Origin of the sequence: Geothermobacter ehrlichii (assembly GCF_008124615.1) — a bacterium.
GTDB lineage: Bacteria > Desulfobacterota > Desulfuromonadia > Desulfuromonadales > Geothermobacteraceae > Geothermobacter > Geothermobacter ehrlichii.
The window spans coordinates 200314-227284 of record NZ_VNIB01000005.1 but is presented as its reverse complement, the minus strand read 5'-3'; the positions used below and the strand labels follow the sequence as shown (position 1 = coordinate 227284).

At 63.9% G+C, this 26971-nt stretch carries 25 protein-coding genes; 4 read left to right on the top strand and 21 right to left on the bottom strand.

Features of this window, described 5'->3' with window-relative positions; genetic code table 11:
- Positions 1-371 precede the first annotated feature (371 nt).
- From EDC39_RS07535 to EDC39_RS07525, 3 genes are all read right to left on the bottom strand, one after another.
- Positions 372-3824, bottom strand: coding sequence for a pyruvate carboxylase (locus tag EDC39_RS07535; protein ID WP_148895765.1), 3453 nt, complete (start codon positions 3822-3824; stop codon positions 372-374).
- Between the two features lie 329 nt (positions 3825-4153).
- A complete protein-coding gene (locus EDC39_RS07530; protein WP_148895764.1) occupies positions 4154-4936 on the bottom strand; it encodes a slipin family protein in 783 nt (260 codons plus the stop codon).
- On the bottom strand, positions 4933-6225 hold the full coding sequence (locus EDC39_RS07525; RefSeq protein ID WP_246140203.1) for an NfeD family protein: 1293 nt from the start codon (positions 6223-6225) through the stop codon (positions 4933-4935). The genes EDC39_RS07530 and EDC39_RS07525 overlap by 4 nt, the downstream gene beginning before the upstream one ends.
- A gap of 216 nt (positions 6226-6441) precedes the next feature.
- Here EDC39_RS07525 and EDC39_RS07520 point away from each other — a divergent pair, with 216 nt between their 5' ends.
- A complete protein-coding gene (locus EDC39_RS07520; protein WP_148895762.1) occupies positions 6442-7839 on the top strand; it encodes a sigma-54-dependent transcriptional regulator in 1398 nt (465 codons plus the stop codon).
- A 6-nt stretch (positions 7840-7845) separates the two neighbouring features.
- On the opposite strand, the gene EDC39_RS07515 is transcribed toward EDC39_RS07520, so the two are convergent.
- Entirely contained in the window at positions 7846-8757 is a 912-nt protein-coding gene (locus EDC39_RS07515) for a selenium metabolism-associated LysR family transcriptional regulator (protein WP_148895761.1), read from the bottom strand.
- 149 nt (positions 8758-8906) lie between these two features.
- Between EDC39_RS07515 and EDC39_RS07510 the strand changes: the two genes are divergently transcribed.
- A complete protein-coding gene (locus EDC39_RS07510; RefSeq protein WP_148895760.1) occupies positions 8907-10235 on the top strand; it encodes a glycerate kinase type-2 family protein in 1329 nt (442 codons plus the stop codon).
- Between the two features lie 189 nt (positions 10236-10424).
- Here EDC39_RS07510 and EDC39_RS07505 read toward each other — a convergent pair whose 3' ends face one another.
- Positions 10425-11132, bottom strand: coding sequence for a uracil-DNA glycosylase (locus tag EDC39_RS07505; RefSeq protein WP_148895759.1), 708 nt, complete (start codon positions 11130-11132; stop codon positions 10425-10427).
- Between the two features lie 143 nt (positions 11133-11275).
- On the opposite strand from EDC39_RS07505, the gene EDC39_RS07500 reads away from it, so the two are divergent.
- Positions 11276-12187: a zinc dependent phospholipase C family protein gene (locus EDC39_RS07500; RefSeq protein ID WP_148895758.1), complete on the top strand. Its 912-nt coding sequence runs from the start codon at positions 11276-11278 to the stop codon at positions 12185-12187.
- Here the strand turns inward: EDC39_RS07500 and coaBC are convergent.
- The 15 genes from coaBC to ndk form a co-directional block, all read right to left on the bottom strand.
- Positions 12181-13395 (bottom strand): bifunctional phosphopantothenoylcysteine decarboxylase/phosphopantothenate--cysteine ligase CoaBC, encoded by a 1215-nt coding sequence (gene coaBC, locus EDC39_RS07495; RefSeq protein WP_148895757.1) that lies wholly within the window; start codon positions 13393-13395, stop codon positions 12181-12183. The two genes, EDC39_RS07500 and coaBC, sit on opposite strands and share 7 nt — an antisense overlap.
- Before the next feature lie 32 nt (positions 13396-13427).
- Positions 13428-14051 (bottom strand): MBL fold metallo-hydrolase, encoded by a 624-nt coding sequence (locus EDC39_RS07490; protein ID WP_148895756.1) that lies wholly within the window; start codon positions 14049-14051, stop codon positions 13428-13430.
- A complete protein-coding gene (locus EDC39_RS07485; RefSeq protein ID WP_148895755.1) occupies positions 14041-15183 on the bottom strand; it encodes a 3'-5' exoribonuclease YhaM family protein in 1143 nt (380 codons plus the stop codon). The genes EDC39_RS07490 and EDC39_RS07485 overlap by 11 nt, the downstream gene beginning before the upstream one ends.
- A complete protein-coding gene (locus tag EDC39_RS07480; protein WP_148895754.1) occupies positions 15180-16769 on the bottom strand; it encodes an NAD(P)/FAD-dependent oxidoreductase in 1590 nt (529 codons plus the stop codon). Before EDC39_RS07480 ends, EDC39_RS07485 begins: the two co-directional genes overlap by 4 nt.
- A gap of 36 nt (positions 16770-16805) precedes the next feature.
- Entirely contained in the window at positions 16806-17969 is a 1164-nt protein-coding gene (locus EDC39_RS07475; RefSeq protein WP_148895753.1) for a hybrid sensor histidine kinase/response regulator, read from the bottom strand.
- A 125-nt stretch (positions 17970-18094) separates the two neighbouring features.
- Positions 18095-18544 (bottom strand): universal stress protein, encoded by a 450-nt coding sequence (locus EDC39_RS07470; RefSeq protein ID WP_148895752.1) that lies wholly within the window; start codon positions 18542-18544, stop codon positions 18095-18097.
- A gap of 32 nt (positions 18545-18576) precedes the next feature.
- Positions 18577-18942, bottom strand: a complete 366-nt coding sequence (locus tag EDC39_RS07465; RefSeq protein WP_148895751.1) for a response regulator — start codon at positions 18940-18942, stop codon at positions 18577-18579.
- Positions 18943-19066: 124 nt separating this feature from the next.
- Complete coding sequence (locus EDC39_RS07460) at positions 19067-19906, bottom strand: purine-nucleoside phosphorylase (protein ID WP_187426697.1); 840 nt, start codon at positions 19904-19906, stop codon at positions 19067-19069.
- Positions 19899-20411: a response regulator gene (locus tag EDC39_RS07455; protein WP_148895785.1), complete on the bottom strand. Its 513-nt coding sequence runs from the start codon at positions 20409-20411 to the stop codon at positions 19899-19901. Before EDC39_RS07455 ends, EDC39_RS07460 begins: the two co-directional genes overlap by 8 nt.
- 85 nt (positions 20412-20496) lie before the next feature.
- The gene (locus EDC39_RS07450) at positions 20497-21243 is read right to left on the bottom strand and encodes a tetratricopeptide repeat protein (RefSeq protein WP_148895749.1); all 747 of its coding nucleotides are present in this window, start codon (positions 21241-21243) and stop codon (positions 20497-20499) included.
- A 10-nt stretch (positions 21244-21253) separates the two neighbouring features.
- The gene (locus EDC39_RS07445) at positions 21254-21793 is read right to left on the bottom strand and encodes a hypothetical protein (RefSeq protein WP_148895748.1); all 540 of its coding nucleotides are present in this window, start codon (positions 21791-21793) and stop codon (positions 21254-21256) included.
- Between the two features lie 3 nt (positions 21794-21796).
- Positions 21797-22708 (bottom strand): PfkB family carbohydrate kinase, encoded by a 912-nt coding sequence (locus EDC39_RS07440; RefSeq protein WP_148895747.1) that lies wholly within the window; start codon positions 22706-22708, stop codon positions 21797-21799.
- A gap of 109 nt (positions 22709-22817) precedes the next feature.
- Positions 22818-23681: an S-methyl-5'-thioadenosine phosphorylase gene (gene mtnP, locus EDC39_RS07435; protein WP_148895746.1), complete on the bottom strand. Its 864-nt coding sequence runs from the start codon at positions 23679-23681 to the stop codon at positions 22818-22820.
- 28 nt (positions 23682-23709) lie between these two features.
- Positions 23710-24753 carry a 23S rRNA (adenine(2503)-C(2))-methyltransferase RlmN gene (gene rlmN / locus EDC39_RS07430; RefSeq protein WP_148895745.1) on the bottom strand — a complete coding sequence of 348 codons (1044 nt, stop codon included), beginning with the start codon at positions 24751-24753 and terminating at the stop codon, positions 23710-23712.
- A 114-nt stretch (positions 24754-24867) separates the two neighbouring features.
- Positions 24868-25281 (bottom strand): nucleoside-diphosphate kinase, encoded by a 414-nt coding sequence (ndk, locus tag EDC39_RS07425; RefSeq protein ID WP_148895744.1) that lies wholly within the window; start codon positions 25279-25281, stop codon positions 24868-24870.
- 177 nt (positions 25282-25458) lie between these two features.
- Between ndk and EDC39_RS07420 the strand changes: the two genes are divergently transcribed.
- Positions 25459-26178, top strand: coding sequence for a L,D-transpeptidase family protein (locus EDC39_RS07420; RefSeq protein ID WP_148895743.1), 720 nt, complete (start codon positions 25459-25461; stop codon positions 26176-26178).
- 233 nt (positions 26179-26411) lie between these two features.
- Here EDC39_RS07420 and EDC39_RS15715 read toward each other — a convergent pair whose 3' ends face one another.
- Complete coding sequence (locus EDC39_RS15715; protein ID WP_148895742.1) at positions 26412-26738, bottom strand: hypothetical protein; 327 nt, start codon at positions 26736-26738, stop codon at positions 26412-26414.
- Positions 26739-26971 lie beyond the last annotated feature (233 nt).

Below are 26971 nucleotides of genomic sequence, written 5' to 3'. Positions count from 1 at the left end.
CACTTACAGAACGGGAAAGGAAAACCGGAACCATGCGCTGCCGCGGATGACGCCGATGAGCGCGGAGGCGTACCTGAATGGTACGCCGCACAAGTGAAGAGGCACCCAACGCCGGGCTGGCGGAAAAGAACCGCCCCTGCCAAACCTGCCGGCAAGAGGGACGCCCTCCACCAGCCCACCCCGTTCAAGGGCGAGGAGTTTTTCGTCAGATCAAGGCGGGCGCCGATGAGCGCGGAGGCGTACCTGGATGGTACGCCGCACAAGTGAAGAGGCACCCAACGCCGGGCTGGCGGAAAAGAACCGCCCCTGAAAAAAAAGGGCCGGACCCTGCGGATCCGGCCAAAGACATCCGTTGTGACGACGGATAGGGTTCAGCCAAGTACAACCAGCAGATCGCCCTGGTCGACCTGGTCGCCTTCCTGGCAGAGAATCTCCTTGACCTCGGCAGAGATCTTCGCCTTGACGTTGGTCTCCATCTTCATCGCCTCGGTGGTCAGCAGGGTGTCCCCCTCCTTGACCACGTCGCCGACCTTGACCAGCAGCTTGAACACCTTGCCCGGCATGGGAGCACCGACCTGACGTTCGTCGTCCGGGTCGGCCTTCTGCCGGCTCGACCCGCCCGCCTCCACCGACAGGTCCTTGACCTGGGCGGTGCGCGGCATGCCGTTCAGCTCGAAGTAGATGTTGCGGGTGCCGTCCTCCTGCACCCGGCCGATGGCGTTGAGCTTGATGATCAGGGTCTTGCCCTCTTCGATGTCGATGGTCACCTCGTCACCGACATCGAGACCGTAGAAGAAGACCGGCGTCGGCAGCACCGAGGTGTCGGAATAGGTCTGGCGATGGCGGTCGAACTCCTCGAAGACACCGGGATAGAGAACCGCCGACAGCACGTCGCGGTCGCTGACGGGATGACCCAGCTTTTTCTCCAGCTCCTCCTTTTTCGCTTTGAGGTCGACCGGCTCCAGCAGTTCGCCCGGCCGGCAGGTCAGGGGCTGCTCGTCCTTGAGGATGATCTTCTGCAGCTCCTTGGGAAAACCGCCGTAGGGCTGGCCGATCATCCCCTTGAAGAAGTCGATGACGCCCTGGGGGAAGGTCAGCTCATGCCCCCGCTCGAAGATGTCCTCCGGCTCGAGGTTGTTCTGCACCATGAACATGGCCATGTCGCCGACGATCTTGGAGCTGGGGGTCACCTTGACGATGTCGCCGAACATGTCGTTGACCTTGCGGTACATCTGCTTGCACTCTTCCCAGCGATCGCCGAGACCGAGCCCCTCGACCTGCGGCTTGTAGTTCGAATACTGGCCGCCGGGAATCTCGTGCTCGTAGACCTGGGCGGTTCCGCTGCGCAGCTCCGACTCGAAGGGAGCGTAGTAGGTGCGCGCCGTCTCCCAGTAGTTGGCCAGTTCCTGCAGACCCTGCCTGTCCAGCTTGGGATCCCACAACGTCCCCTCAAGCGCGGCCAGCAGCGCATTCAGGTTGGGCTGGGCGGTCAGCCCCGACACCGAGGACAGGGCGGCGTCGACCACGTCGACCCCGGCCTGGGCCGCCATCAGCAGCATGGCGCCGCCGTTGCTCGAGGTGTCGTGGGTGTGCAGATGCACCGGAATGCCGATCTCGTTCTTCAGCGCCTTGATCAGCTTTTCGGCGGCGAAGGGCTTGAGCAGGCCGGCCATATCCTTGATCGCCAGGATGTGGGCGCCCATCTTCTCCAGCTCTTTGGCCATGTCGACGTAGTACTTGAGCGGATACTTGTCACGCTTCGGGTCGAGGATGTCGCCGGTGTAGCAGACTGCCGCCTCGCAGACGGCGCCCGATTCGCGCACCGCCTCCATCGCCACCTGCATCCCCTTGGTCCAGTTCAGCGAGTCGAAGACGCGGAAAATGTCGATGCCGCTCTCGGCCGCCTTGCGCACGAACTCGCGCACCACGTTGTCGGGATAGTTGGTGTATCCGACGGCATTGGAACCGCGCAGCAGCATCTGGAAACAGATGTTGGGAATCTTCTCCCGCAGCCGGTCGAGACGCTCCCAGGGATCCTCGAAAAGGAAGCGCATGGCGACGTCGAAGGTCGCCCCGCCCCACATCTCGAGCGAGAAGAGCCCCCCGCCCAGGTGCGCCGTCGCCTCGGCGATCCGGTCCAGGTCGGCGGTGCGAAAGCGGGTGGCCATCAGCGACTGATGGGCGTCGCGCATGGTGGTATCGGTAATCAGCAGCTGCTTGTTCTCCCGGACCCAGGCGGCCAGCCCCTCCGGGCCCTTCTCGCGCAGGATGTCGCGGCTGCCGCGCGGCAGCGGCTTGCCGTAGGGAATCTCGGGCACCCGCGGCTCCCGCAGGTCGCGAAAATGCAGGCGCTTGTGCTCCGCGATGCCGGGATAGCCGTTGACCGTGACATGACCGATGTAGGAGAGGATCTTGTTCGCCCGGTCCTTCTTCACCGGCAGTTTGAACACCTCGGGATGGGTTTCGAGGAACGAGGTGTCGTACTTGCCGCCGAGAAAGTCGGGGTGGGTGATGACGTTCTCGAGAAAGCCGATGTTGGTCTTGACGCCGCGGATGCGGAACTCCTGCAGAGCCCGGTTCATGGTGCGGGCGGCCTGCTGCAAATTGCGGCCGAAGGTCGACACCTTGACCAGCATCGAATCGTAGTGCGGCGTGATCTCCGCCCCGGCGTAGGCGCTGCCGGCGTCGAGACGCACGCCGAGACCGGCCGCCGAGCGATAGACCTTGAGGGTGCCGAAGTCGGGCGCGAAGTTGTTGGCCGGGTCTTCGGTGGTGATGCGGCACTGGATGGCGGCGCCACGCAGCTCGATGTCCTTCTGGCTCCTGATACCGATTTCCGGATCGGACAGCCTGTGCCCGGCGGCGACCAGAATCTGCGCCTGCACCAGATTGCGCATGGTCACCAGCTCGGTCACCGTGTGCTCGACCTGGATGCGCGGATTGACCTCGATGAAGTAGAACTTGCCGTCCCGGTCCATCAGGAACTCGACGGTGCCGGCATTGACATAACCGACGGCGTTGCCGATGGCCAGGGCGTAGTCACAGACCTGTTGCCGCTGCTTCTTGCTGAGGGTGATGGCCGGGGCGACCTCGATCACCTTCTGGTGCCGTCGCTGTATGGAACAGTCACGCTCGTACAGGTGCACCAGGTTGCCGTGCTTGTCGCCCAGCAGCTGCACCTCGATATGCTTCGGATTTTCGATGTATCTTTCCAGAAAGATGGCGGCGTTGCCGAAGGAGGCCTGCGCCTCGCTGGCGGCAGCGCGCATCCCCTCGATCAGCTCTTCGCGGTTGCGCGCCACCCGCATGCCTCGACCGCCGCCGCCGGCTGAGGCCTTGACAATGATCGGGTAGCCGGTCTTCTTGGCGAACAGCAGGGCCTCCTCTTCGGTCTGCACCGGCTTTTCGGTGCCGGGCACCACCGGAACGCCGGCCTCGATCGCCACCTTGCGGCCGGCCACCTTGTCGCCGAGCTCGCGCATGATCCGGGCGTGCGGGCCGATGAAGGCAATGCCGGCCCGTTCGCAGGCCTCGGCGAATTCCGGGTTTTCCGACAGGAAGCCGTAGCCGGGATGGATGGCGTCCACTTCCTTGCGGCGGGCCAGATCGACGATCTCCTCGAAGTCGAGGTAGGCGTCGATCGGCCCCTTGCCCTTGCCGACCAGGTAGGCCTCGTCCGCCTTGTAGCGGTGCAGGGACAGACGGTCCTGCTCTGAATAGATGGCCACCGTGCCGATTCCCAGCTCGGTGCAGGCGCGGAAGATGCGAATGGCAATCTCACCGCGGTTGGCCGCCATGATGCGGCGAAACTTGCGTACAGCCATGAAACCTCCTCCAGTCTCCCCCGCAGGGTTTTGGCCCCGCTAAAATAAAACGCTCAATTCCCCGAATATTTTTTATTCAAATTAAAAATTAGCTTAAATATCAATAAGTTACATGCAGCTTCAGCGCCCGCCCATCTAAGCAAAGGTGCTATTTGCTGTCAATATAAAAAAGTGTTTTACGCCCTAACCCCTTGATATGCAAACGCTTTCCCTAACCCTTCTCGCACTTTTTTCCATTTTTGTTATAAAATTACCATATCTTATTTTTTACCAGATATGTGACCAGCCTGCCGCACGCCTGCCGCCGCGACACGCGTGCGGCAGGCTGGTCATTTTTCGGCAGCAGCTTCTTGTCGCGCCGCGATGTCGAGAAACGGCTTGATCAGGTCGATGGGCAGCGGAAAGAGGATGGTCGAATTTCGTTCCGAGGCGATCTCGGTCAGGGTCTGCAGGTAGCGCAACTGCAGGGCGCCGGTTTCAAGACCGATGATATGCGCCGCCTGGCTCAGCTTTTCCGAGGCCTGCAGCTCGCCTTCGGCATGGATGATCTTCGAACGCCGCTCCCTTTCGGCCTCGGCCTGCCGCGCCATCGCCCGCTGCATCTCCGTCGGCAGGTCGATATGCTTGACCTCGACATTGCTCACCTTGACGCCCCAGCAGTCGGTCTGCCGGTCGAGAATCTTCTGCAGTTCGACGTTGATCTTGTCGCGGTGGGTGAGCAGTTCGTCCAGCTCCGACTGGCCGAGAACGCTGCGCAGGGTAGTCTGGGCGAGCTGGCTGGTGGCGTAGAGATAGTTCTCCACCTCGATCAGCGCCTTGTCGGGCTCCATGACGCGAAAGTAGATGACGGCATTCACCTTCACCGACACGTTGTCCCGGGTGATGACATCCTGCGGCGGCACATCCATGGCCACGGTGCGCAGGCTGACCTTGACCAGCTTGTCGACCACCGGAATGATGAATTTCAGGCCCGGCCCCCGCACCCCGGCGAAACGGCCGAGGCGAAAGACCACACCCCGCTCGTATTCGTAGAGAATCCTGATGGCGCTGCCGACGATCAGCAGCACGATGGCGACCAGGATGGCCCACAGAATCAGACTGAACGGAATCATGGCTCACCTTTCCTTTCCTCTTCGTTGTCTTTCGGCACCGGCGCCACCCTGAGCCGCATGCCGGGCAGAACCTCGCGCACCTCGACGATCTGGCCGTCGCCCACCGGCTCGTCGGCGACGGCGTCCCAATATTCGCCATGGACGAAAACCCGGCCACCCCGGGCCACCGACCCGTGGGCGATTCCCCGCTCGCCGACCATCCCCTCGAGACCGGAAACCACCCGCCCTTTCTGCGCCCGGATGACGTAAAAGAGCACCAGCAGAAACAGTCCGCTGAAAACCGCAACCGTCAGGACGATAACAGGCAGCGACACCCGCATGGCCGGGCTGTCGCTGTCGATCAGCATCAGCGAGCCGAGCGCCAGCGCGACGATGCCACCCACCGAAAGCATGCCGTAGGAAACGACCTTGATCTCGAGCAGGAAAAGAACGATGCCCAGCAGAATCAGCAGCAGTCCGACGCCATTGACCGGCAGAGTCTGCAGACCGAAAAAGGCCAGCAGCAGAGCGATAGCGCCTATGGCCCCCGGCAGGATGACGCCGGGCTGGGAGATTTCGAAAAAAATGCCGAGCATGCCGAGCATGAGCAGCATGTAGGCGATGTTCGGATTGCTCAGCACGTTCAGGATCCGGTCGCGCCAGCCCATCTCGACCTCGACCGGAACCAGGTCGCTCCCCGCAAAGCTCAGGGGCTTGCCGCCGCGGGTATAGGAGCGGCCATCGAGCTGTACCAGGGCCTGGCGGTAGGATTCGGCGACCAGGTCGATCACCCCGAGGCGCAAGGCCTCGACGGCTGGCGTCGACAGGCTTTCGCGCACAATCTTCTCTGCCCAGTCGGCGTCCCGACCGCGCTGCTGGGCGATGCTGCGGGCGTAGGCAACTGCGTCGTTGACCACCTTGGTCTCCATCACCCCGTCCTCCTTCCCGCTGTCCGGCGAAGGGCCGATGGTGACGGGATGCGCGGCTCCGATGTTGGTTCCCGGCGCCATGACGGCAAAATCGGCGGCCAGAGTGATCAGGGCGCCGGCTGAGGCGGCGCGCGCTCCGGACGGATGAACATGCACGATCACCGGCACCCGCGAGGTCAGCTCGGCCTTGATGATCTGGCGCATGGAACTGTCGAGACCGCCGGGGGTGTCGAGCAGCAGCACGAAGGCCTGGTTCTCGCGGTTGGCCAGTTCGAGCTGCCGCGAGATGAAATCCCCGGCCACGGGATTGATGGCCCCCTGCCAACTCACCACCCGCACACTACCGGCGGCCCCGGCGCAAACGGAGGTGACAGCGAGCACAATCGTCAAAAGGGCTCCCGTCACAGGGAGCTTTAGCAGCCAACGCATGCTTCAAGCTTATCAACCGGCCTTCCCCTGTCAACGGACCCGCCGCTCAGGACTTGCCGAGAGGCCGATTTGGTGCTAAGTTGACATGCGTCAATGAAATGACACCCTGGTCATCAGCCGACAGCCCTCTGTCCCGCCGGCTGACCGGCCTGTTTCGGGAGGGGTTGCATGAAAGAGCTGGCGCAGATTCTTCTTGTCGACGACGAGCCCAACAACCGCGAGGCGCTCTCCCTGCTGCTCACCGGCGCCGGCTACCAGGTCGATGCTGTCGGCACAGGCGAGGAAGCGATCCGGATTTTGCAGCGGACTCCCTACGCCATCGTCGTCACCGACCTCTTTCTCCCCGGCGTGAGCGGCATCGACATCCTCAAGAAAGTCAAGTCCGAAGCCCCCTACACCAACGTCATCCTCATCACCGGCAACGCCTCGGCCGAAACCGCCGTCGAGGCGATGAAGGAAGGCGCCTTCGACTACATCACCAAACCGGTCGATTTCGAAAAGCTGAAGATCCTGGTCGCCAAGGCGATGGAAAAGAGCCAGCTGGTGGCCGAAAACCTCTACCTGCGCCAGCAGCTGCGCGGCAAGTACCGCTTCGACAACATCATCGGCCACAGCCCGGCCATGCAGCAGGTCTTCGCCCGGCTGGAAAAGATCGTTCACACCGACTCGACCATCCTCATCCTCGGCGAATCCGGCACCGGCAAGGAGCTGGTCGCCAAGGCGATCCATTTCAACGGCAACCGTCGCAACAAACCCTTCATCGCCATCAACTGCGGCGCCATCCCCTCCGAGCTGCTCGAAAGCGAACTTTTCGGCCATGTGCGCGGTGCCTTTACCGGCGCGGTGGCCGACAAGCCGGGCAAGTTCGAGATGGCCAACGGCGGCACGGTCTTTCTCGATGAAATCGGCACCATGCCGGAGCGCCTGCAGATGAAACTGCTGCGGGTGCTGCAGGAGCAGGAGATCGAGCGGGTCGGCGGCAGCCGGCGCATCAAGCTCGACGTGCGGGTGATCTCGGCCACCAACGCCGATCTCGAAAAGGACGTCAAGGAGGGGCGGTTTCGCGAGGACCTCTACTACCGGCTGAACGTCATCCCCATCCAGCTCCCCCCCCTGCGGGAGCGCAGGGAGGACATTCCGCTGCTGGTCCGGCACTTCCTGCAGAAGACGTGCAACGAGATGGAGCGGCCGCTGATGTCGGTAACGCCGGAAGCGATGCGGGCCCTGGAAAACCACGACTGGCCGGGCAACGTGCGGGAGCTGGAGAACGTCATCGAGCGAACCGTGGCCCTGACCGACGGCGAACTGATCGACTATCCCGACCTGCCGCCGGCCATCGCCGGCAAGGCGTCCCTCGACCTGGCGGCGGACGCCCCCTCCCTGCGCCTGCCGGACGAAGGGCTCGACATGCCGGCGTTTATCGCCGACATCGAGCGGAGCCTGATCCGGGACGCCCTCGACCGGGCGGACGGGGTCAAGGCGCGGGCCGCCGCCCTGCTCGGCATCAACCGAACCACCCTGGTCGAAAAGATCAAACGGCTGGAGCTGGAGGACCGGGCCCCCTGATCCCGGTTACAGGCTGGCGCAGCACTCGGCGCACCACTGACGCAGATGTTCGGCGAAAACCTCGGCCAGGGGCGAAAGCCGCCGCCCTCTGCGCGTCATCAGCCAGATGGTGCGCCGGTCCTTCATTCCCCGGATGCCCAGCGCCGCCAGCTCGCCGCGGGCGACATCCTCGCGAACCGAATGCAGGGAGAGCACGGCGACGCCGGCGCCGGAACGGACCGCCTGGCGGACTGCCTCGCTGCTGCCCAGCTCGGCGACAATATCGAGAGCGTCCACGGCCAACCCGGCCTCGCGCAGGGCGGCTTCGGTCATCTGCCGGGTGCCCGAACCCGGTTCCCGGCGAATGAAGGGCTGCCCCGACAGCTCGCCGACGGCGATCTCGTCCCGGCCGGCCCAGGGATGATCGGCCGGAACCGCCAGCACCAGCCGGTCCTCGCACAGGGCCTCGAACTGGCGGCGCGGGTCCGAACCGCGACTGCCGACGACGCCCAGCTCGATCTCGCCGGACATCACCTGCTGCTGCACCCCCTCGCTGCCGGTGATGCGGACCGTCAGCCGTCCCCGGGGATGGTGGGCGTGAAACGGCTGGATGGCCTGCGGCAGGATGTAGGTCCCGGGAATGGTGCTGGCGCCGATGAGCAGATCGCCGGCAAGCTCGCTGCGAAAAGCGGCCATCGCCTGCAGGCTCTCGTCGCGCAGCCGGACGATGCGGCGGGCATAGGGATAGAGCTTTTGCCCTGCCGGGGTCGGCACCACCTGACGGCCGAGCCGGTCAAGCAGCTTTTCGCCGACGGTCTCCTCGAGCAGGCGGATATGCTCGCTCACCGACGGCTGACTCAGACCCGCTTCGGCGGCGGCGCGGGTGAAACTTTTCAGTTCGACAACCTTGCAGAACAGGTCGAGACGCTTGATGTCCATCGAAGACTCCGGAAACGGACGGTAACAGAGCGTGGAAACATGGGCATGCCTGAATGCGCGCGTTCGTGATCGCGGGCAAACGCGCGCCGGACTTGCCAGAGGTCAGGTCATACAGGTTATAGACCATCTGCCCGCCGAGAGCAAAGGGCATGACTGACAGGACGCACAGGACGCCGGAAACGAAACTGCGCCAGGACGCCGAAACCATCTTCTGGCAGGCGCTGGCCGTCGTCGACCCGGCGCGCTGCATCGAGCGGGCGGTGCGCATCGAAAACGACCGGCTGCTGATCCGGGGAAGCAGCCACCCGCTGCCCGCCGGCCGCCTCCAGGTGCTGGCGGTCGGCAAGGGAGCCCTGCCCATGGCCACCGCCATACGGTCGCTTCTCGGCCCGCGCCTCGATGCCGGCCTGCTGATCACCAAGGACGGGCACGGCGGCGCGGTGGAGGGCTTCGCGACCTTCGAAGCCGCGCACCCGGTCCCTGACGGCCGGGGCGAAGCGGCGGCGCGTCGGGCGCTGCGCATGGCCGCGACAGCGGGCCGAGACGATCTGCTCCTGTTGCTGCTGTCCGGCGGCGGCTCCGCCCTGCTCCCCCTGCCGGCGACCGGACTCGGTCTGGCAGACAAGATGGCGGTCACCGACCTGCTGCTGCGCAGCGGCGCCGACATCGGTGAAATCAACAGCGTACGCAAGCATCTGTCCGCCATCAAGGGAGGACGCCTGGCCCTGGCCGCCAGGCCGGCCCGCCTGCTCACCCTGGCCATCTCCGATGTTCCCGGCGACGATCCGGCCACCATCGCCTCCGGACCGGGCGTCCCCGACCCGACCACCTTCGCCGGGGCGATGGCCGTACTCGAAAAATACCGGCTGACCGACCGGGTACCCGCCGCCGTCCGCGATCATCTGCAACAGGGAATGGCCGGCAAGATTCCGGAGACGCCCAAGCCCGGCGACCTTCCCGACGGCTGCGCCTGCCACATCCTGGCCAACAACCGGCAGGCGCTGCGAGCGGCCGCCGAAGCGGCCCATCGGCTCGGCTACGAGCCCCTGATCCTGGAGCGGCCGCTGAGCGGCGAAGCGGCGACCGCCGGCCGCGAGCTGGCGCGGCAGGCGCTGGCCGCCAGGGCGACAGGGCGTCGCTGTCTGATCGCCGGCGGCGAAACCACGGTCAGCGTCAGGGGAAACGGCAAGGGAGGACGCAACCAGGAACTGGCGCTGGGCGCGGCCATCGAAATGGCCGGCGAGTCGGGGATGGTCCTGCTGGCCGCGGGCACCGACGGCACCGACGGCCCCACCGACGCCGCGGGCGCCATCGTCGACGGTACCAGCCTCGAGCGCGGCCGGAAGGCCGGCCTTCTGGCCACGGCCACCCTGACCGCCAACGACAGCTATCGCTTTCACCAAGCCAGCGGCGACCTGCTCATCACCGGCCCGACGGGCACCAACGTCATGGACCTGGCGCTGCTGCTCACCGCCTGACAGGGTATTGAAAAACGATTACGGTTGGCGATACGGCGTTGAAAACGGCATCAAATGCTCATTTACTGGTTTGTAAACTGCGCATCTTCGGCTGTTTTCGCCTTGTCTCGCCTGCGCTCATGACGTTTTTCACCCCCATAAGCAGGCCGGCCACCCGGCTGAAACCGGACGTTGTGTCAACGGGGTGTTTCAACTTCGCAACCGGCGGACGACCTGCTTCACATCCTCCCAGACATCGCGCTTCTTCTCCGGGTTGCGCAGCAGGTATGCCGGGTGATAGGTGGGCATCAGGGGAATGTCCTGGTAGGTACGCCAGTTGCCGCGCAGCCGCCCAACGGGCGAGCCGTCACGCAGAAGCGCCTGCGCCGCGTAGCGGCCGAGGGTGAGGATGACCTCGGGAGCGATCACCTTCAGCTGGCGGCGCAGAAAGGGCTCGCAGGCGGCGACTTCATCCTCTTCCGGGTCGCGGTTGCCGGGGGGCCGGCACTTGATGACATTGCAGATGTAGACGTCAGAGCGCTGCAGGCCCATCGCCAGCAGAATCCGGTCGAGCAGCCGCCCTGCCTCGCCGACGAAGGGCTCACCCCGGCGGTCCTCCTCCCGGCCCGGAGCCTCGCCGACCAGAACCAGCCTGGCCTGCGGGTTGCCGACGCCAAAGACGATCTGCGTCCTCTCCCGGCAGAGCTTGCACCGCTGGCAGTCCCCGAGGTCGGTGCGGATCGTCTCCAAGGTTTCCGGCACGCTCCGGCACCAGTCTCCGTTCGCCTCGCCGCCCGCCGCCAGGGTTCCCGGCTCGGGCAGCCAGATGTCGTCGAGCCCCAGGTTGCTGTAATCGAGCAGCAGCCCCCGGGCCTGGCCGATCAGTTCGGCAATCTCTCTCTGCAGCTTCTCCGCCATGGCGGCTTTACTTCCCCCGGTCCCTTGTCTATCCTTGTTGTCAACACGGTTGTCCGGCCGCCCGGCGGGCAGCCGCGGACGCTTTTACGACCGACAACTGAACGCGGCACCGGATTCTTCCGCCCGCCCCTGATGGCCCGCGCATGTTCCTGCTGACGACTTTTCTGACCCTACTGCTGATCGGCATCCCCAACGACTGCTGGGCCTGGGGCATCGGCTTTCACCTGCAGGTCGGCTCGTGGCTGCTCGACAACGTCGGCAGCCTGGCGCCGCAGTTGCAGGCGCTGCTGGCCAGCCGCCCCCACGACTATCTCTACGGCTGCATCGCCGCCGACATCACCCTCGGCAAGAAATTCACCCACTACCTGAAGCACTGCCACTCATGGCGGGTGGCCCTGCAGCTGATCGACGCCGCCGGCAGCGACGGCCAGAAGGCCTGCGCCTACGGCTACCTGAGCCACCTGGCCATGGACACCGTGGCCCACTCCTTCTTCGTCCCCTACAAGCTGGTGCGCACCTACAGCACGATGATGCTCAAGCACACCTACTGGGAGATGCGCATGGAGGACGATCTCGATCCGGCCGTCTGGAGTCTGGCACGGGAGATCGCCCGCAAGGACTACCGCGAGAACGACGTCCTGTTACGCGGCATCATCGCCGACACCATCTTCTCCTTCGGTACCAACAAGCGGATCTTCAACTCCCTGCTGATGCTCAACCGCCTGCAGCACTGGCAGAAGATGATGCGCTCCATGGGCCGCAACTCGAAATGGGAGATTCCCGCCGCCAACCGGGAGGAATACCTCGACCTGGCCCGGGAGGTGACGGCGAGCATCCTGCGCCACCTCGATACCAGCCCCTACTGGCAGGCCGATCCGGCCGGCGAACGCGCCCTCTACGCGGCCCGCATCATCCGCAAGAACCTCAACTTCCTCCACATCTGCAACAAGCTGCCCAAAGAGGAAGGCGAACGGCTGGTGGCCGAGATGCGGCCGCACTTCCGGGAAGGAATGACCTGTCCCGACCAGCTGCTGGAACTGCTCTCCGCCTACTGAGCCGTACCGGTTTTCTGTTTCTTCAGGGCCAGAGCCTGGTCGAGCAGCTCGCCGGCCAGTTCGAATTTGCTCATCTTCGCCAGATCCAGCCGTCGTCCGTCAGCGAAAAAGAGCCGCACCTCGTTGGTGTCGACATCGAACCCGACGTCCTCGCGGGTTACGTCGTTGGCCACGATCAGGTCGAGATTCTTGGCGGAGAGCTTGGCGGTGGCGTTGGCTTCCAGCTCGTCGGTTTCGGCAGCGAATCCGACCAGCACCCGGCCGCCGGGCAGCCGGCCGAGCTCGGCCAGGATGTCCGGGTTCCGCTCCAGCTCGATGCGCGACAGGTCGTCCTTTCCCTTCTTCAGCTTCTGCGACGCCCGGACGGTCGGGCGGTAGTCGGCGACGGCCGCCGCCTTGAAGATGATGCCCGCGCCGTCCGCCCGCGGCAGCACCGCCTCGCGCATCTCGACGGCGCTGCCGACCCTGACCAGCTCGACGCCGCGCGGCACCGGCAGGCAGGTCGGCCCGCTGACCAGCGTGACCCGGGCACCACGCAGGCGTGCCGCCCGGGCGATGGCGTAGCCCATTTTGCCGGAGGAACGGTTGGTGATGTAACGCACCGGATCGATTTCCTCGCGCGTCGGCCCGGCGGTGACCAGCACGGTTTCGCCGGCCAGATCCTGCGGCGTGAGCAGCTTCAGCGCTTCCTCGAAGATGTCGGCCGGGTCGGGCAGCTTGCCCGCCCCCTCCCAGCCGCAGGCCAGTTCGCCGACCACCGGCGCGATAAAATGGTAGCCGTGCTGCGCGAGCAGTTGCTGGTTGCGACGGTAGAGGGGATTTTCATACATGTTGACGTTCATTGCCGGTGCGAACAGGACCGGAGCTCTGGTCGCCATCAGGGTGGTGGTCAGCAGATCGTCGGCAATGCCGCCCGCCACCTTGCCGATGACGTTGGCAGTCGCCGGGGCGATGACAAAGAGGTCGGCCCGGTCGGCGAGGGAGATGTGACCGATCTCCCGCTCCTGGATCAGGTTGAACAGCTCGGTGTGCACCGGGTTGCCGGTCAGGGTCTGAAAGGTGAGTGGGGTGATGAACTCGGTGGCGCTGCGTGTCATGACCACGTGCACTTCGGCCCGGCTGCGACGGAAGAGACGCACCAGCTCCGCTGCCTTGTAGGCGGCGATGCCGCCGCAGACACCGACAACCACTTCTTTTCCGGCCAGCATGTCCAGCTCCTTTCGCGCGGAAAAAGCGGGGCTCATCCCCGGATGAAGGGATTGACCGCCTTCTCCCGGCCAATGGTGGTGTCCGGTCCGTGACCCGGATGCACCAGGGTATCGTCGGGCAGCACCAGCAGTTTGTCGCGGATGCCGGAGACCAGGGTCTCGAAGTTGCCGCCGGGCAGGTCGGTGCGGCCGATCGACCCGGCGAAGAGCACGTCACCGACAAAGGCGTGTCCGCCGCCGACCAGGCAGATGCTGCCCGCCGAATGGCCGGGGACATGCAGCACGTCGAAACTCAGGTTGCCGATCCGGACGCTGTCTCCCTCGGCCAGCAGACGATCCGGCAGCGGTGATTCCTCGGTGCTCAGACCGTAGAGAGAGGCGTGCATGGTCGCCTGCCCGATCAGCGGCACATCCTCGGCATGCATGCAGAGCTCGGCGCCGGTCGCCGTGACCATCGCCCGGTTGGCGCCGATGTGGTCGAAATGGCCGTGGGTACAGACGATGGTGCGCACCTTCACTCCCGCCTTGCGGATACCGTCGAGCAGGGTCTGCGGATCGCTGCCGGGGTCGATCAGCATGGCCTCCCTGGTCTCGGGACAGCCGACCAGATAGGCGTTGACCTGCAGTGGCCCCACCGGCCAGGCTTCAACGATCATCTTCATCCTCCCTCGTGGCGAAAAGGTCGAGATTCTTGCCGCGCAGCTGCTCTCCCAGGCTGAACGAGAGGGGCCTGTCGTGCTTGCGGGCCGGACGCGGCTTCGGCTCGGCCGCCTTCTTTTCACCGCCGGACGCAGCAAGCGGCGGCCGCGGCCGCGTTTTCGTCTCCTGCTCCTGGGTACCGATCTCGCCCTTGAAGAAATAGCGCTCGTAGAGCCGGTGATAGCTGGTCCAGTTCCCCCCCTGGTCCTGCTCCCGGCTGATGTGGCTGCGGATGCCGTTCAGCTTCGAGTCGAGGTCGTCGAGGTAGTTCAGCACCACCGCCTCCAGGGTCTTGGGACGCTTCGGCGACCCGTACTCGTACTGGCCGTGGTGCGACAGCAGCAGGTGCTTCAGGTGCACCGCCAGATCGCGCGGAAAATCGGGCAGCCCCGCGATCCGCTCATCGACCATCTCCACGCCCATGACGATATGGCCGAGCAGCTTGCCTTCATCGGTGTAGTCGAAACTGCGGCTGTACCTGAGCTCGAAGATCTTGCCGACATCGTGCAGCAGGGCGCCGACCAGCAGCAAGTCGCGGTTGAGAAAGGGATAATGGCCGCAAACCAGATCGACCAGCCCGGCGATGGAGAGGGAATGCTCCAGCAGGCCGCCGAGATAGACGTGGTGCATCGACTTGGCTGCCGGCGCGCTGCAAAAGTCACGAAGAAAGTCGGCATCGGCGACGAAGGACTCCATCAGCCGCCGCAGGTGGGGATCCTTCAGTGAATCGACCTTCTGCCGCAACTGTGCCTCGAGATCGGCGACGGGCACCTCGCAGACCGGAAGAAAGTCAGCGAAATCTACCTCGCTTTCATCCACCCGGACAAGCTCCTGCACCACCAGCTGCATCCGGCCCAGGTAGCTGCTGGCACGTCCCCTGACCCGTACGAAGTCATCCTTGTCGAACAGGGCCCCCAGCTCGTCGACCCGGTCCCAGACCCGCCCCTCGATCTCGCCGGAACGGTCCATCAGCTTCAGGGTCAGGTAAGGCTTGCCGTTCTTGGCCATGGCCGTCACCTTCTCCCGCACCAGAAAAACACTCTCGACCCAGTCGCGCTCGCCGATGGCGCTGGCAAATATCTGTTTCACGTTGTCTCCACGGTCTGAAGTTTGCTCATAATACCCTCAGCCACGCGCATGCCGTCAAGGGCGGCGCTCATGATGCCGCCGGCATAGCCCGCCCCTTCCCCGGCCGGAAAGAGCCCGGGATGGGAAACCGATTCGCCGGCCCGGTCGCGCACGATGCGCAGCGGTGCCGAAGTCCGGCTCTCGACGCCGGCCAGAACCGCCTCGGCGGTAACAAATCCCTTCATTTTGCCGTCGAAGCGCACGATCCCCTCGCGCAAGGGCGCCAGCAGCCCGGCCGGCAGCAGCTCGGCAAGGTCGGCCTCACGGACGCCCGGCCGGCAGATCGCCCCCACCGGTCCCGTGCCGCGACCGAGAAAGGCCAGCAGATTCTGCACCGGAACGCGGTAGTCGCCGCCCCCCAGAACGAAAGCCCGACGCTCGAGCCGGCGCTGGAACCGGACCCCGTCGAGGGGGTGGGTTCCGAAATCGTCCGGACTGACACTGACCACCAGGGCGCTGTTCGACAGGGGGGCGTTGCGCCGGTAGCGGCTCATGCCGTTGACCACCACACCTCCGGTTTCGGAGGCGGCATTGACGATCTCGCCACCGGGACACATGCAGAAGCTGTAGACGCCGCGCCCGCTGGCGGGATCGTTCCACGCCAGCCGGTAGTCGGCGGCCCCAAGCCGGGGATGGCCGGCCATACCGTACTGGATGCGGTTGATCAGTTCCACCGGATGCGCCACCCGCAGACCGACGGCGAAAGCCTTGCCCTCGAGCGCCACCCCCCTCTTTTCAAGCATGGCGTAGGTGTCGCGGGCGCTGTGACCGGGAGCGAGCACCAGGGCGTCGCAGGTCCACTCCTCCCGTTCGTTGATCACGCCGCCGATCACCCTGCCCGCCTGCAGCAGCAGATCGGTCAGGCAGGACTCGAAGCGGATCACGACGCCGAGCCGCTCGAGGGCGCGCCGAAAACGGATGAGCACCGCCCGCAGCCGGTCGCTGCCGATGTGCGGTTTGGCGTCGGTCAGAATCTCGCGCGGCGCGCCGAAGGAGACCAGAGTTTCGAGAATGAGCCGGATATGCGGATGGTTGATGCGCGTGGTCAGCTTGCCGTCGGAAAAGGTGCCGGCGCCCCCCTCGCCGAACTGCACGTTGCTGACCGGATCGAAACCACCTCCCGACCAGAAACGCTCGACGTCGCGGACCCGCCGTTCAACGGGCCGTCCCCGTTCGAGCAGCATCACGTCGGCACCGCAGCGCGCCAGCGTCAATGCGGCGAACAGGCCGGCCGGCCCCATGCCGGCCACCAGCACCCGGCGGCCGTCGAGCCGACTCTGCGGAAATTCGAAACGGGGCTTTTCGACCCGCGCAAGCCGGCGGTTGCGCCGGTTGCGGTGCAGGACGGCATCCTCGTTGTCGACTTCGAAACGGACCGTGTAGACGAACTGGATGCGCGGCCGGCGGCGGGCGTCGACGGAGCGGCGAACAACCTCCAGGGAACGGACGGCCGCCGGTTTCAGTCCCAGTTCACGGGCGACGGCGCGAGGAAGTTCCGCCTCGTCCCGTTCGATGGGCAGAGAAATATCCCGCAGCTGGAGCGTCATCGGCCGGCTTCTTCCTGATGCGGTGCGGGCGCCATCTCAACCCTTGGTCGGCAGGGAAACGAAAAAGGTTGCGCCTTGGCCGGGCGTGCTTTCGACGCGGACCTTTCCGCCCATCGACTTGACGATGCGCAGCACCACGGAGAGACCGAACCCGGTTCCCCGCTCCTTGGTGGTGAAGAAGGGGTCAAAGATCTGGCTCAGGTGTTCCTGGGGAATGCCGCCGCCGCTGTCGGCCACCTCGATGTCGATCCGGCCATCGACCTGCCGCAGCGCCAGCCTGAGATGTCCGCCGTCGGCCATTTCATGGACGGCGTTGGAGACCAGGTTGGTGAAGATCTGCTCGACTTCGTCTTCATCGCCCCGGATGGCGGGCACCGCCGGCAGGTCGGCTTCGACCTCGATCCCCTGGCGGCGGATCTGCTCGTCGAAGGACTCCAGAACCCGCTTGATGAGCCGGTGCAGGTGAATGTCGACCGGATCCCCCTTCGGCTGCCGGCTGACGCCGAGCAGTTTGACCAGCAGCTGGTCGATCCGCTCCACCTCGCCCAGGATCTTGTCAGCGTAGGAGCTCATTTCGGCATCCTCGGCCACTGCGCTGCGCAGCACCTGGGTGAACAGGGAGATCGAATTGAGGGGATTGCGGATCTCGTGGGCCATGCCGGCCGCCAGATGGCCGAGAGCAGCCAGCTTTTCGGCCTGCAGGATCTCGGCGTGCGCCCGTTCCAGCTCCCGGCTCTTCTCCAGCACACGCCGTTCCAGTTCGAGGTTCCATTCCTCGACCTCCCGCAGCAGGCGCTCCCGCTCGTGCATCAGCTCGAGGTTGTGCAGCTCGATCCGCCGCAGCCGCAAGACGGTCTCGATCCGCTCGACCAGGTTCTGGTTGGAAAAGGGCTTGAGGATGTAGTCGGAAGCGCCGGCCTTCATCAGCTCGACGGCAACCTCTTCCGAGCCCTTGCCGGTGAACATGATAACATAGGTTTCCGGGAACTCGCGGCGGATGTGCTTCAGAGCGGTCAGACCGTCCATTTTCGGCATCATGTAATCGAGCAGGACGACTTCAGGGCGCAACTTCTCGACCAGTTCGAGTCCGGCAATAGCGTCTTCCGCCAGGTGGACCTCGAACCCCCGGCTGGTGAGCACCATGGAGGTCAGCTCGAGAATGATCCGTTCATCATCGATGACGACAATTTTTGCCTGCATACGCTGGTCCGGAGAAGCAAAAGGCGGGTTGACGGGAAGAAGAATACCCCTTGTTCGCCCTGGATGACAAGCAAAAACAAGGGGTTAAAATGCGGCTCTGCGGCGCGGCGACGGACGGGGGCCGGTCAGTCTTCCTGACAGCGGATGGTCAGGACCGGAATCGGCGACTTGCGCACCACCTTTTCCGCCGTGCTGCCGAAAAGGACATGATCGAGACCGGTACGGCCGTGGGTCCCCATGACGATCAGGTCGGCGCTGACCTCTGTCGCCTTGCGGATGATCTCGTCGTAGGGAATGCCCGCGACGATGTGGGTGACGACCTTGTCGTAATCGGCGGCATGGGTCCGGCGGAATCTGTCCATCATCTTGCGGGCCCCCTCTTCGATCTCCTCCTCCAACTTGTCGAAGGAGATGTGCGGCACGTAGAAACCGCGCAGGTCGACCGGCTCGTTGATGACGTGAATGATGTGCAGATCGGCACTGAACCGGCGCGCGAGGGAGTAAGCGTAATCGAAGGCGAAATCGGAACCGGCAGAGAAATCGGTTGCGAACAGAACGTTTTGAAAATTCTTCATGGTGACCCCCTTTTGCCCCGGCTGGGGAACCGTCAGTTGGCTATCTTGCGCATGATCGATTTCAGCTCATCCAGCCTGACCGGCTTGTGCAGGTACTCGAAAGCGCCGAGATTCATCGCGTCAAGATAGGACTCGACGCCGCCGTAAGCGGTGATCATGATGACATGGGTCTCGGGATGTTTCTTGTGCAGCTCGCGCAGAAAGGTGATACCGTTCATTTCCGGCATGTTGATGTCGCTGATGACCAGGTTGACCTTTTTGCGGCGCAGGTATTCCAGTGCCTCGATCCCGTTGGCGACACTTTCGACTTCGTACCCTTCCTGGCTAAGCAGCTTGCTCAAACCGATGCGGGCGTTCTCTTCGTCATCAACAATCAGAATTTTCTCTATCGTCTGCATAAACGGACTTCGCTCCGAGTCTAATTTCTTTTTTGCCCTGCAAAAAAAGTCTAACACGGGCAGGGGACCTGTCAAGCCGCCCGACCCGCACGAATTAATGGTTTTTCGATAGGTTTTCAAATACTTAGAAAGTCGAGACGGTATTAATTTGCGGTCGGGCGACAAAGATGTCCAGCAGGTCCGGCAGCAGCTGCCGCAGGGTTGCGCCGAAGGTCCGACCAACGTTCAGAACCTCCCGGTGATCGAGGCGGGCATCGCTTCTGCCGGCAGCCTTGTTGGTCACCAGGGCCAGGCCGAGAATGTCCAGGCCAAGGCCGGCGGCCAGCACTGTTTCCGGCACCATCGACATGGAGACCACATCGGCCCCGAGCCGTTCGAGCATGCGGATTTCGGCCGGCGTCTCATAGCTGGGACCGGACATCGCCGCCAGCACGCCCCGGCGCAAAACAATCCCCTTCTTCTCGGCGCGATCAGCCAGCTGCGGGTAGAGCTCGGTCGGGTAGAGGTGGCAGAGATCGGCGAAGACGGGCGGTTCGATGCCGCGCAGCGGATTGTCGCCGAGCAGGTTGAGATGATCCTCGACGAAAACCGGATCGCCCGGTGCAAAAGCCCGGTTGATGGCGCCAACGGCGCTGGTCACCACCAGCCGGCGGACACCTAGAACTGCGGCTAGCCGAACCGGCCAGGCGGCCTGATAGGCGCTCAGTCCCTGGTAGCAGTGAAAGCGGCCCTGAAAGACGAGGCCACGAAGCTTTCCGAAACGGCAGGGAAAAACCTGCCCGCCGTGTCCCGGGATCAGGCTGCGCGCAGGACAGTCGGGAAGCTCGCTGAAAGGAACTCCCGCCCCCGTTACCAGCTCACCGGCCACCTCCCCGAGCCCCGAACCAAGAATCAGGGCGAAATCGCAGGGCTCCTCGCCCAGTTTCGCCCTGGCCGCGGCGATATCGGAAATCAGCTCAGACATGACCGGATGCAGCATCCAGCAGCTTGCGTACCCTCAACAGCAGCTGCTCTGGGCGGAAGGACTTGTTGAGAAAATCGTCGGCGCCGATCTGCATGATCCTGCGGATCTCGTCTTCGCCGCGATAGACGCTGCTCATGGCGAGCAGCTTCGTCGACGCCAAGGCTGGATCGGCCCGCACCTCGCGCACCAGCTGATACCCGTCCTTGCCGGGAAGTTTCAGATCGAGGATGACCAGGTCGGGCCTTTCGCCGCGGATCAGGTCGAGGGCCTCGTCGCCGTCACCAGCCTTGAGGATGGTGACGGCGAGCTGGCTCAGGATGTCGAGCACCACTTCGCGAAAAAAGCGGGCATCATCGACAATGAGGATCTTCGGCCTGGCCGGTCCGGCAAGGTCGATTTCGAAGCCGTGACCGCACTTGGGACACCTGACGCGCGCCACTTTCTTGTCGATGCCCGACGGATCGATCCGGTAACGGGCGCGACAGGATGGGCATTCGATAACCATGGACTCCTCCCCGATGGAAACTGCGCCTTCAATGACTTATCGGCTCGAAAAGATGGGAGATTTAAATTGTTACCGGGCGACGGCGTCAGTCGAGCAGTTTCAGGTATTCGCGCGACAGCCGCGCCTGTTCCGACTGGGGCGCCAGTTCAATCACCTTTTCGAACTCGGGGCGGACCAGATCGTTCTTCTTCTGCTTCAGGTAGGCCATCCCCAGCTGATAGTGGGCAAGCAGGTAGTTGGGCGCCAGGTTCAGGGCCTGACGATAGGAGGCGATCGCCTCGTCGAGACGGCCGAGAGCCTGGTAGGCCTCGCCCAGAAAGAAATGGGCCTGCGGCAACTGGTAGTCGTCGAGCAGGGCCGCCTTGCAGCTTTCGATAGCTCCGAAATTGTCCCCCTTCTTGAGCTGCGCAACTGCCATGCCGGTACGCGCCAGGGCCGGCCGGTCGAACAGCAGATTCTCCGCCGCCAGGCGGAAATGCCGGATGGCGTCGTCCCAACGCTTCATGTCGAGGTAGAGTGCACCGAGATTGTTGTGGTATTCGGGATTGTTTCCGCTCAGGGCGATCGCCTCGAGATAGTGTTTTTCGGCCAGCTCGAACGCCTTTTTCAGATGATAGACCTGAGCCAGACCGGCCTGCGCCTCGGCGTTGCGCGGAGCCCCTTCGACCGCCTGCAGGAACTCCTTCAGGGCCCTGGTCGCGTCCCCTTCCTGCAGATAGGAGAGCCCGAGCTTGACATGCACCTCGGGGTCGAGGCCGTCGGCGGTGTCGTTGACCGGCACACAGGCTGCGAGCAGAAAGAGAAGAAGCAGCAGAGCCTTCCGTCGAAACAAGGGAACCTCCTCAGAGCATGGCCAGAAGACGGCCGAGATTTTCGATGAACCGGCGCCGTTTGAGCTGCATCTCTTCTACCGTCCATTCTGTGCGAAGGGCCGGCGGCTCTTCGACGGACGGCCCGTTCTCCCGTTCTGCGGCGGATGCCGGCCGTGACGGCGAAGCGGCGGCCAGCCCTTTCTCCAGCGGCAGAGAATTCCACAACTCCTGGCGCTCGGCCGGTGACAGGCGATGGAAATCGAGATTGCCGAGCATGAAACCGAGGGACTCGGCGAACTGCATCCCCTCCCCCAGCACCCGACAGGCATCGTCCTTGCCGAGCGGGCCTCCTGAATTGAGAAAGAAGACCAGGCGATTGGACGTCAGCAGGTGCAGTACCACGGTGACACGCAACCCGGAACCTGTCTGGAAGACGCAGAGATAGGCCCGGGCCATCTGCGAAGGATATCCGGGCACGCTGACCTGGGCGTCGCTGATCGATTCCTCAAGCCGCAATACCTGTTGGGCCGGGATTCCCAGGCGCGTTCTGTTCGGATCCTGTCTGAACATCGGTCAGCCTATCCCCGCGAACTCGGTCAACAGCTTGAAACGGCGAAAACGCTCCTCGATCTCGGCACAGTCCAGTTCCCGCATGCGGTCGAGACTGAAGTTTTCGACCACGAAGGAGGCCATGACCGAACCGAAAACGATCGCCTGCCGCAGGCAGCCCTCGTCGTGGTTGCGGTTGGCCGCCAGGTAGCCGAGAAAACCGCCGGCAAAGGCATCCCCCGCCCCGGTCGGATCGAAAACCGATTCCAGCGGATAGGCCGGAGCAGCGAAGATGCTGTGCTCGCTGAACATCAGGGCGCCGTACTCGCCCCGTTTGACGATCAGGGTTTTCGGTCCCATGGCGAGAATCTCCCTCGCAGCCCGAACCAGGTTCGGTTCGCCGGCAAGCTGCCGCGCTTCGGCTTCGTTGATCAGCAGCATGTCGACCCGCTCCAGGGTCTTCAGCAGAGCCTCACGCTTGCCCTCGATCCAGAAATTCATGGTATCGCAGGCGACGAGCCGGGGCCGGCGGACCTGATCCAGCACCTTCAGCTGCAGCTCGGGATCGATATTGCCGAGGAAGACATATTCGGCATCCCGGTAATGTTCTGGAAGCTCGGGGGCAAACCGTTCGAAAACATTGAGCTGGGTATCCAGGGTATGGGCTTCGTTCAGGTCGAAACCATATTCCCCCTTCCAGCGGAAGGTCCGCCCCGGCCGGATCTGCAGTCCGTCGAGATTGACGTTGCGCCCGGCGAGAAAATCGAGATGCTCCCGCGGAAAATCCTCGCCCACCACGGCGACGAGACTGACATCGGCGAAGAAACTGGCCGCGGTCGAAAAGTAGGTGCCCGAGCCGCCGAGAACCTCCTCGACCTTGCCGAAAGGGGTCTGCACCGAATCAAAAGCCACGGAACCGACGACGAGAATGCTCATTTCACGCTCCCCATGGACAGGGCCGGCCTGGCCGGCCCTGCTGCCATGTATACATGCTTGTCCCCCTCCCCGCAAGAAAGGAGTTGCGAACGACAGGGCGGATCGCCGATTACAGGTATTTTCCGATGATCAGATCCAGCTTCTCCCGGGTCACCGGCGGGATCAACTTGCGATCGGTCATGATGGCGTAGGCCAGGGCCGAACCGCAGCCGCAGGAACGCTGTGTCGTCAGCAGCTCGACGGCGGCGGCGATGATCCGTTTGGCCAGGGCGACGTTCTTCTTGATCAGGGCCACAACCGCCTCGACGGAGACATCGTCGTGCCCCTCGTGCCAGCAGTCGTAATCGGTCGCCAGGGCGATGGTGGCGTAGCAGAGCTCGGCTTCGCGGGCCAGCTTCGCCTCGGAGACATTGGTCATGCCGATGATGTCGACCCCCCAGCTGCGGTAGATGCGGGATTCGGCGCGGGTCGAGAACTGCGGGCCCTCCATGCAGATGTAGGTGCCGCCCTCGTGGACCACGGCGCCGACCTGGCGGGCGGCCGTGGCGAGCAGGCCGGCCAGGCGCAGGCAGACGGGGTCGGCGAACTGCACGTGACCGACCACGCCCTCGCCGAAGAAGGTCGAATCCCGCCGACCGGCCGTGCGGTCAAAGAACTGGTCGGGAATGACGATATGACCGGGAACGATCTCCTCCTTCATGCTGCCGACGGCTGAAACGGAGATGACCTGTTCGACGCCCAGCTTTTTCAGGGCGTAGATGTTGGCCCGATAGTTGACTTCGCTCGGCAGCAGCCGGTGCCCGCGCCCGTGCCGGGGAAGAAAGACCAGCCTGGCATCCCCCAACCGACCGGTCACCAGCAGGTCGGAAGGCTCGCCGAAGGGGGTCTCCACCCGCTCCTCGCAGACATCCTTCAGTCCCTCCATTTCGTACAGGCCGCTGCCGCCGACAACTCCGATCACAGGTTCACTCATGACAACCTCCACTGTTCACTGTTCAGGATCAATCCCGGTTGGTTTCCCTGCTCCGGTCGAGTTCCGCCTTGAGCTGGCCGCAGGCGGCGAGAATGTCCCGCCCCTTGCTGGCCCGCCTGACGGCCACCAGCCCGTGGTCGAGCAGAAAGGTCTGAAAGGCGTCGACGTCCTCCGGACACGAGGTACGGAAATCGGAACCGGAATGTTCATTATAGGCGATGAGATTGATTTTCGCTCGCACGCCGTGCATCAGCCGCACCAGCCTGCGGGCGTCGGCCAGAGTGTCATTCACTCCGCGGATCAGGATGTATTCGAAGGTGATCCGCTCCCGCGGCTGCAGCGGGTAATTCCGGCAGGCCTCGAGCAGCACGGCGAGCGGATAGCGCCGGTTGACCGGCATCAGCCGGTCGCGCACCTCGTCGGTGGTGGCGTTGAGAGAGACCGCCAGTCCGACCCTGACCCGGCGACCGAGTTCGAGCATTTCCGGCACCAGGCCGGATGTCGACAGGGTCACCCGGCGCGGTCCGTAGTTGAGCCCTTCGCCGGCATAGAGAATCTGCAGGGCACGAATCACGTTGTCCAGGTTGTGCAGCGGCTCGCCCATGCCCATGAAGACGATGTTGTTCACCGGCCCGTCCCTTCGGGCGGCGCAGACTTGGTTGACGATCTCCGCCGGCGTCAGGTTGCGGGTCAGGCCGAAGGTGCCGGTCAGGCAGAAGGAACAGCCCATGGCACAGCCGACCTGGCAGGAGATGCAGAGGGTGGTCCGCCCTTCGTCCATCGGAATCCGCACGCTCTCCACCGTTTCGCCGTCGGCCAGCCGAAAGAGATACTTGCGGGTTCCGTCACGACTGGTCTGGACGCTCACCGGCGCGAAATCGGAAACCGTTGCCACTGCCGCCAGCCTGGTGCGCAGATCCTTCGACAGGTCGGTCATAGCCGAAAAATCGGAGACATCCCGCTGATAGATCCAGCGCAAAAGCTGCCTGGCGCGAAACGGCTTCTCGCCCAGCCCGGCGCAAAAGGCGACCAGTTCGTCCGGAGAGAGATTTTTCAGGTCAGTCACAGGCATGAGGCCACCGGGTTGATGGTCGATGTTTCTGCAACGGCAGCGAGCAAAAAGGCCTTGCGGATTCTATCCGCAAGGCCCCCAAAACGCAACCCGGACCGACCGGGAGCAAAGGTTTCAGAGCAACTCCATGCCGCTGAAGAAATAGGAAATTTCGAACGCGGCCGTCTCCGGAGCGTCACTGCCGTGGGTGGCGTTTTCGCCGATGGAGGTGCCGAACTCGCGACGCAGGGTGCCTTCGGCAGCCTCGGCCGGATTGGTGGCCCCCATCAGATCGCGCCATTTCTTGATGGCATTCTCGGCCTCGAGCACCATGACGATGCAGGGGCCACTGCTCATGAAGTCGGTCAGCTCGCCGAAGAAGGGGCGGTCCTTGTGGACATAGTAGAATCCTTCGGCCTCGGCCTTGCTCAGAAACAGCTTCTTCAGGCCGACGACCTTGAAACCTTCGGCGTAGATCCGCTCGAGAATCTTGCCGGCATGACCGGCGGCAAAGGCATCGGGCTTGATGATGGCAAAGGTTCTTTCCATGGAAACTGGCCTCCGTTCTTGATTCTGTTGGACCTGAATCCGCCGGGCAGCGGACCTGCACCGTTCGCCGGTAACAGGTCCGGATTCAGGCGATTGTCTGCAGGAAACGCGCCCTTTTAGCACCTTGACGCCGGCCGTGTCAAGCCGGCCGCGGAAAATGACGCTATACTGTCGGGCATGAAAAAAAACATCTGCCTTCTGCTGCTTGCCCTGCTGCCGGCCCTGTCGCCCGCCACCGTCCGGGCCTGGCATCCGAGAAACGCCGGGCTTTCGGACGTGACATCCGGTCTGCCGCCGGTCATTGGCAAACAACGCTCCTACCTTCCCGCCCCCGGCGAAACGCTGATGGAAATCGCCTGGCGGGCGGGCATCGGCTTCAGCAACCTGAGGCGCGCCAACCCCGGCGTCGCCCCCTGGCATCCGCCCCTGGGCCGGGAGATCATCCTCCCCCTGGCGGTACCGGTGCCGCCGGGCATCGAGGAGGGGCTGACCGTCGACCTGGCGGCAATGCGAGTCTGGTTGCTGTGGTGGGAGGGAAACCGGCGACGCATCCGCTGGTATCCGATCGGCATCGGCCGCGAGGGTTTCGCGACCCCCACTGGCCGATTCGCGGTGACGACGGTTATTGAAAGACCGACCTGGTTTCCGCCGCCGGCTCTACGCGCCGAAGAAGGACTGCCGGCGGCCGTCCCGCCCGGACCGGACAACCCGCTGGGCGATTACTGGATCGGCACCACCGCTCCGGGCATCGGCCTGCACGGCACCAACCGCCCTTTCGGAGTGGGAAGGAGAGTCAGTCACGGCTGCCTGCGGCTCTACCCGCGGGACATTCGTGACCTCGCCAGGCATGTCCGTCCCGGAATGCCGCTCCGCATCCTTGGCCGAGAGTTCAACTGAATGATGAAAGCATTGCCCCCGGGCGGCAGCACCAACCACTTTCGACGGAAAAAGCCGCCGGCCTGATGGCCGGCGGCCCGCGATACCTTGCCCGGCAAGATCCCCCCGCCCTCCTGCAGGGATTGGACTGAAGGGACTTTCGCATCTCGAGATGTCGACCGACTTGCGTCCGGTCGTCTCGACAACCTTCCATATCGCGACCCGGCCGGGTTGTCCGGCCGGGTCGCAAAGCCCTATTTCCTGAGCGACATCTCGAAGGCCTTTTGGGCGTCCGCCGCGCTTTTGCCGGCGGCGGTTGCAGCGTCCTGTGCACGTGAAGCCGCCGCTTCTGCCCGGGAGGCCGCCGTCTCCGCGCGTGCCGCCGCGGCTTCCGCCTTGCCCGCAGCCGCATCCGCCCGGGAGGCCGCCGCCTCTGCCCGGGATGCAGACGCCGCCGCCTGGTTGCCCGATGTCAGGGCCTGGTTGAGCAGCTCCCTGTCCGCCTGAGACAGCTGTGCCGTGCATCCGGCCAGCGCCAAACCAAAAATCGCCAGAAACGCAGCCATGATCACTTTTTGCATATTCTTCCTCCCGTGGTCGAGGTTTATCCTATCTGTCTATCTCAGATTGGCCTCTTGTCAATCGGTTCCGTTCACAACAGAGTCAGTTCGCCTCTCCTGTCGACCAACGAACATCTTCCGCCATTTTGAACCAATAGATCACGAAATGACAGTGCTAAGCCGACACGAGCCCGCTTGCAAATTGGACTTGTCAGGTTAAAATTAGTTTGCCAGGTTACAATTCCCTAAGATTG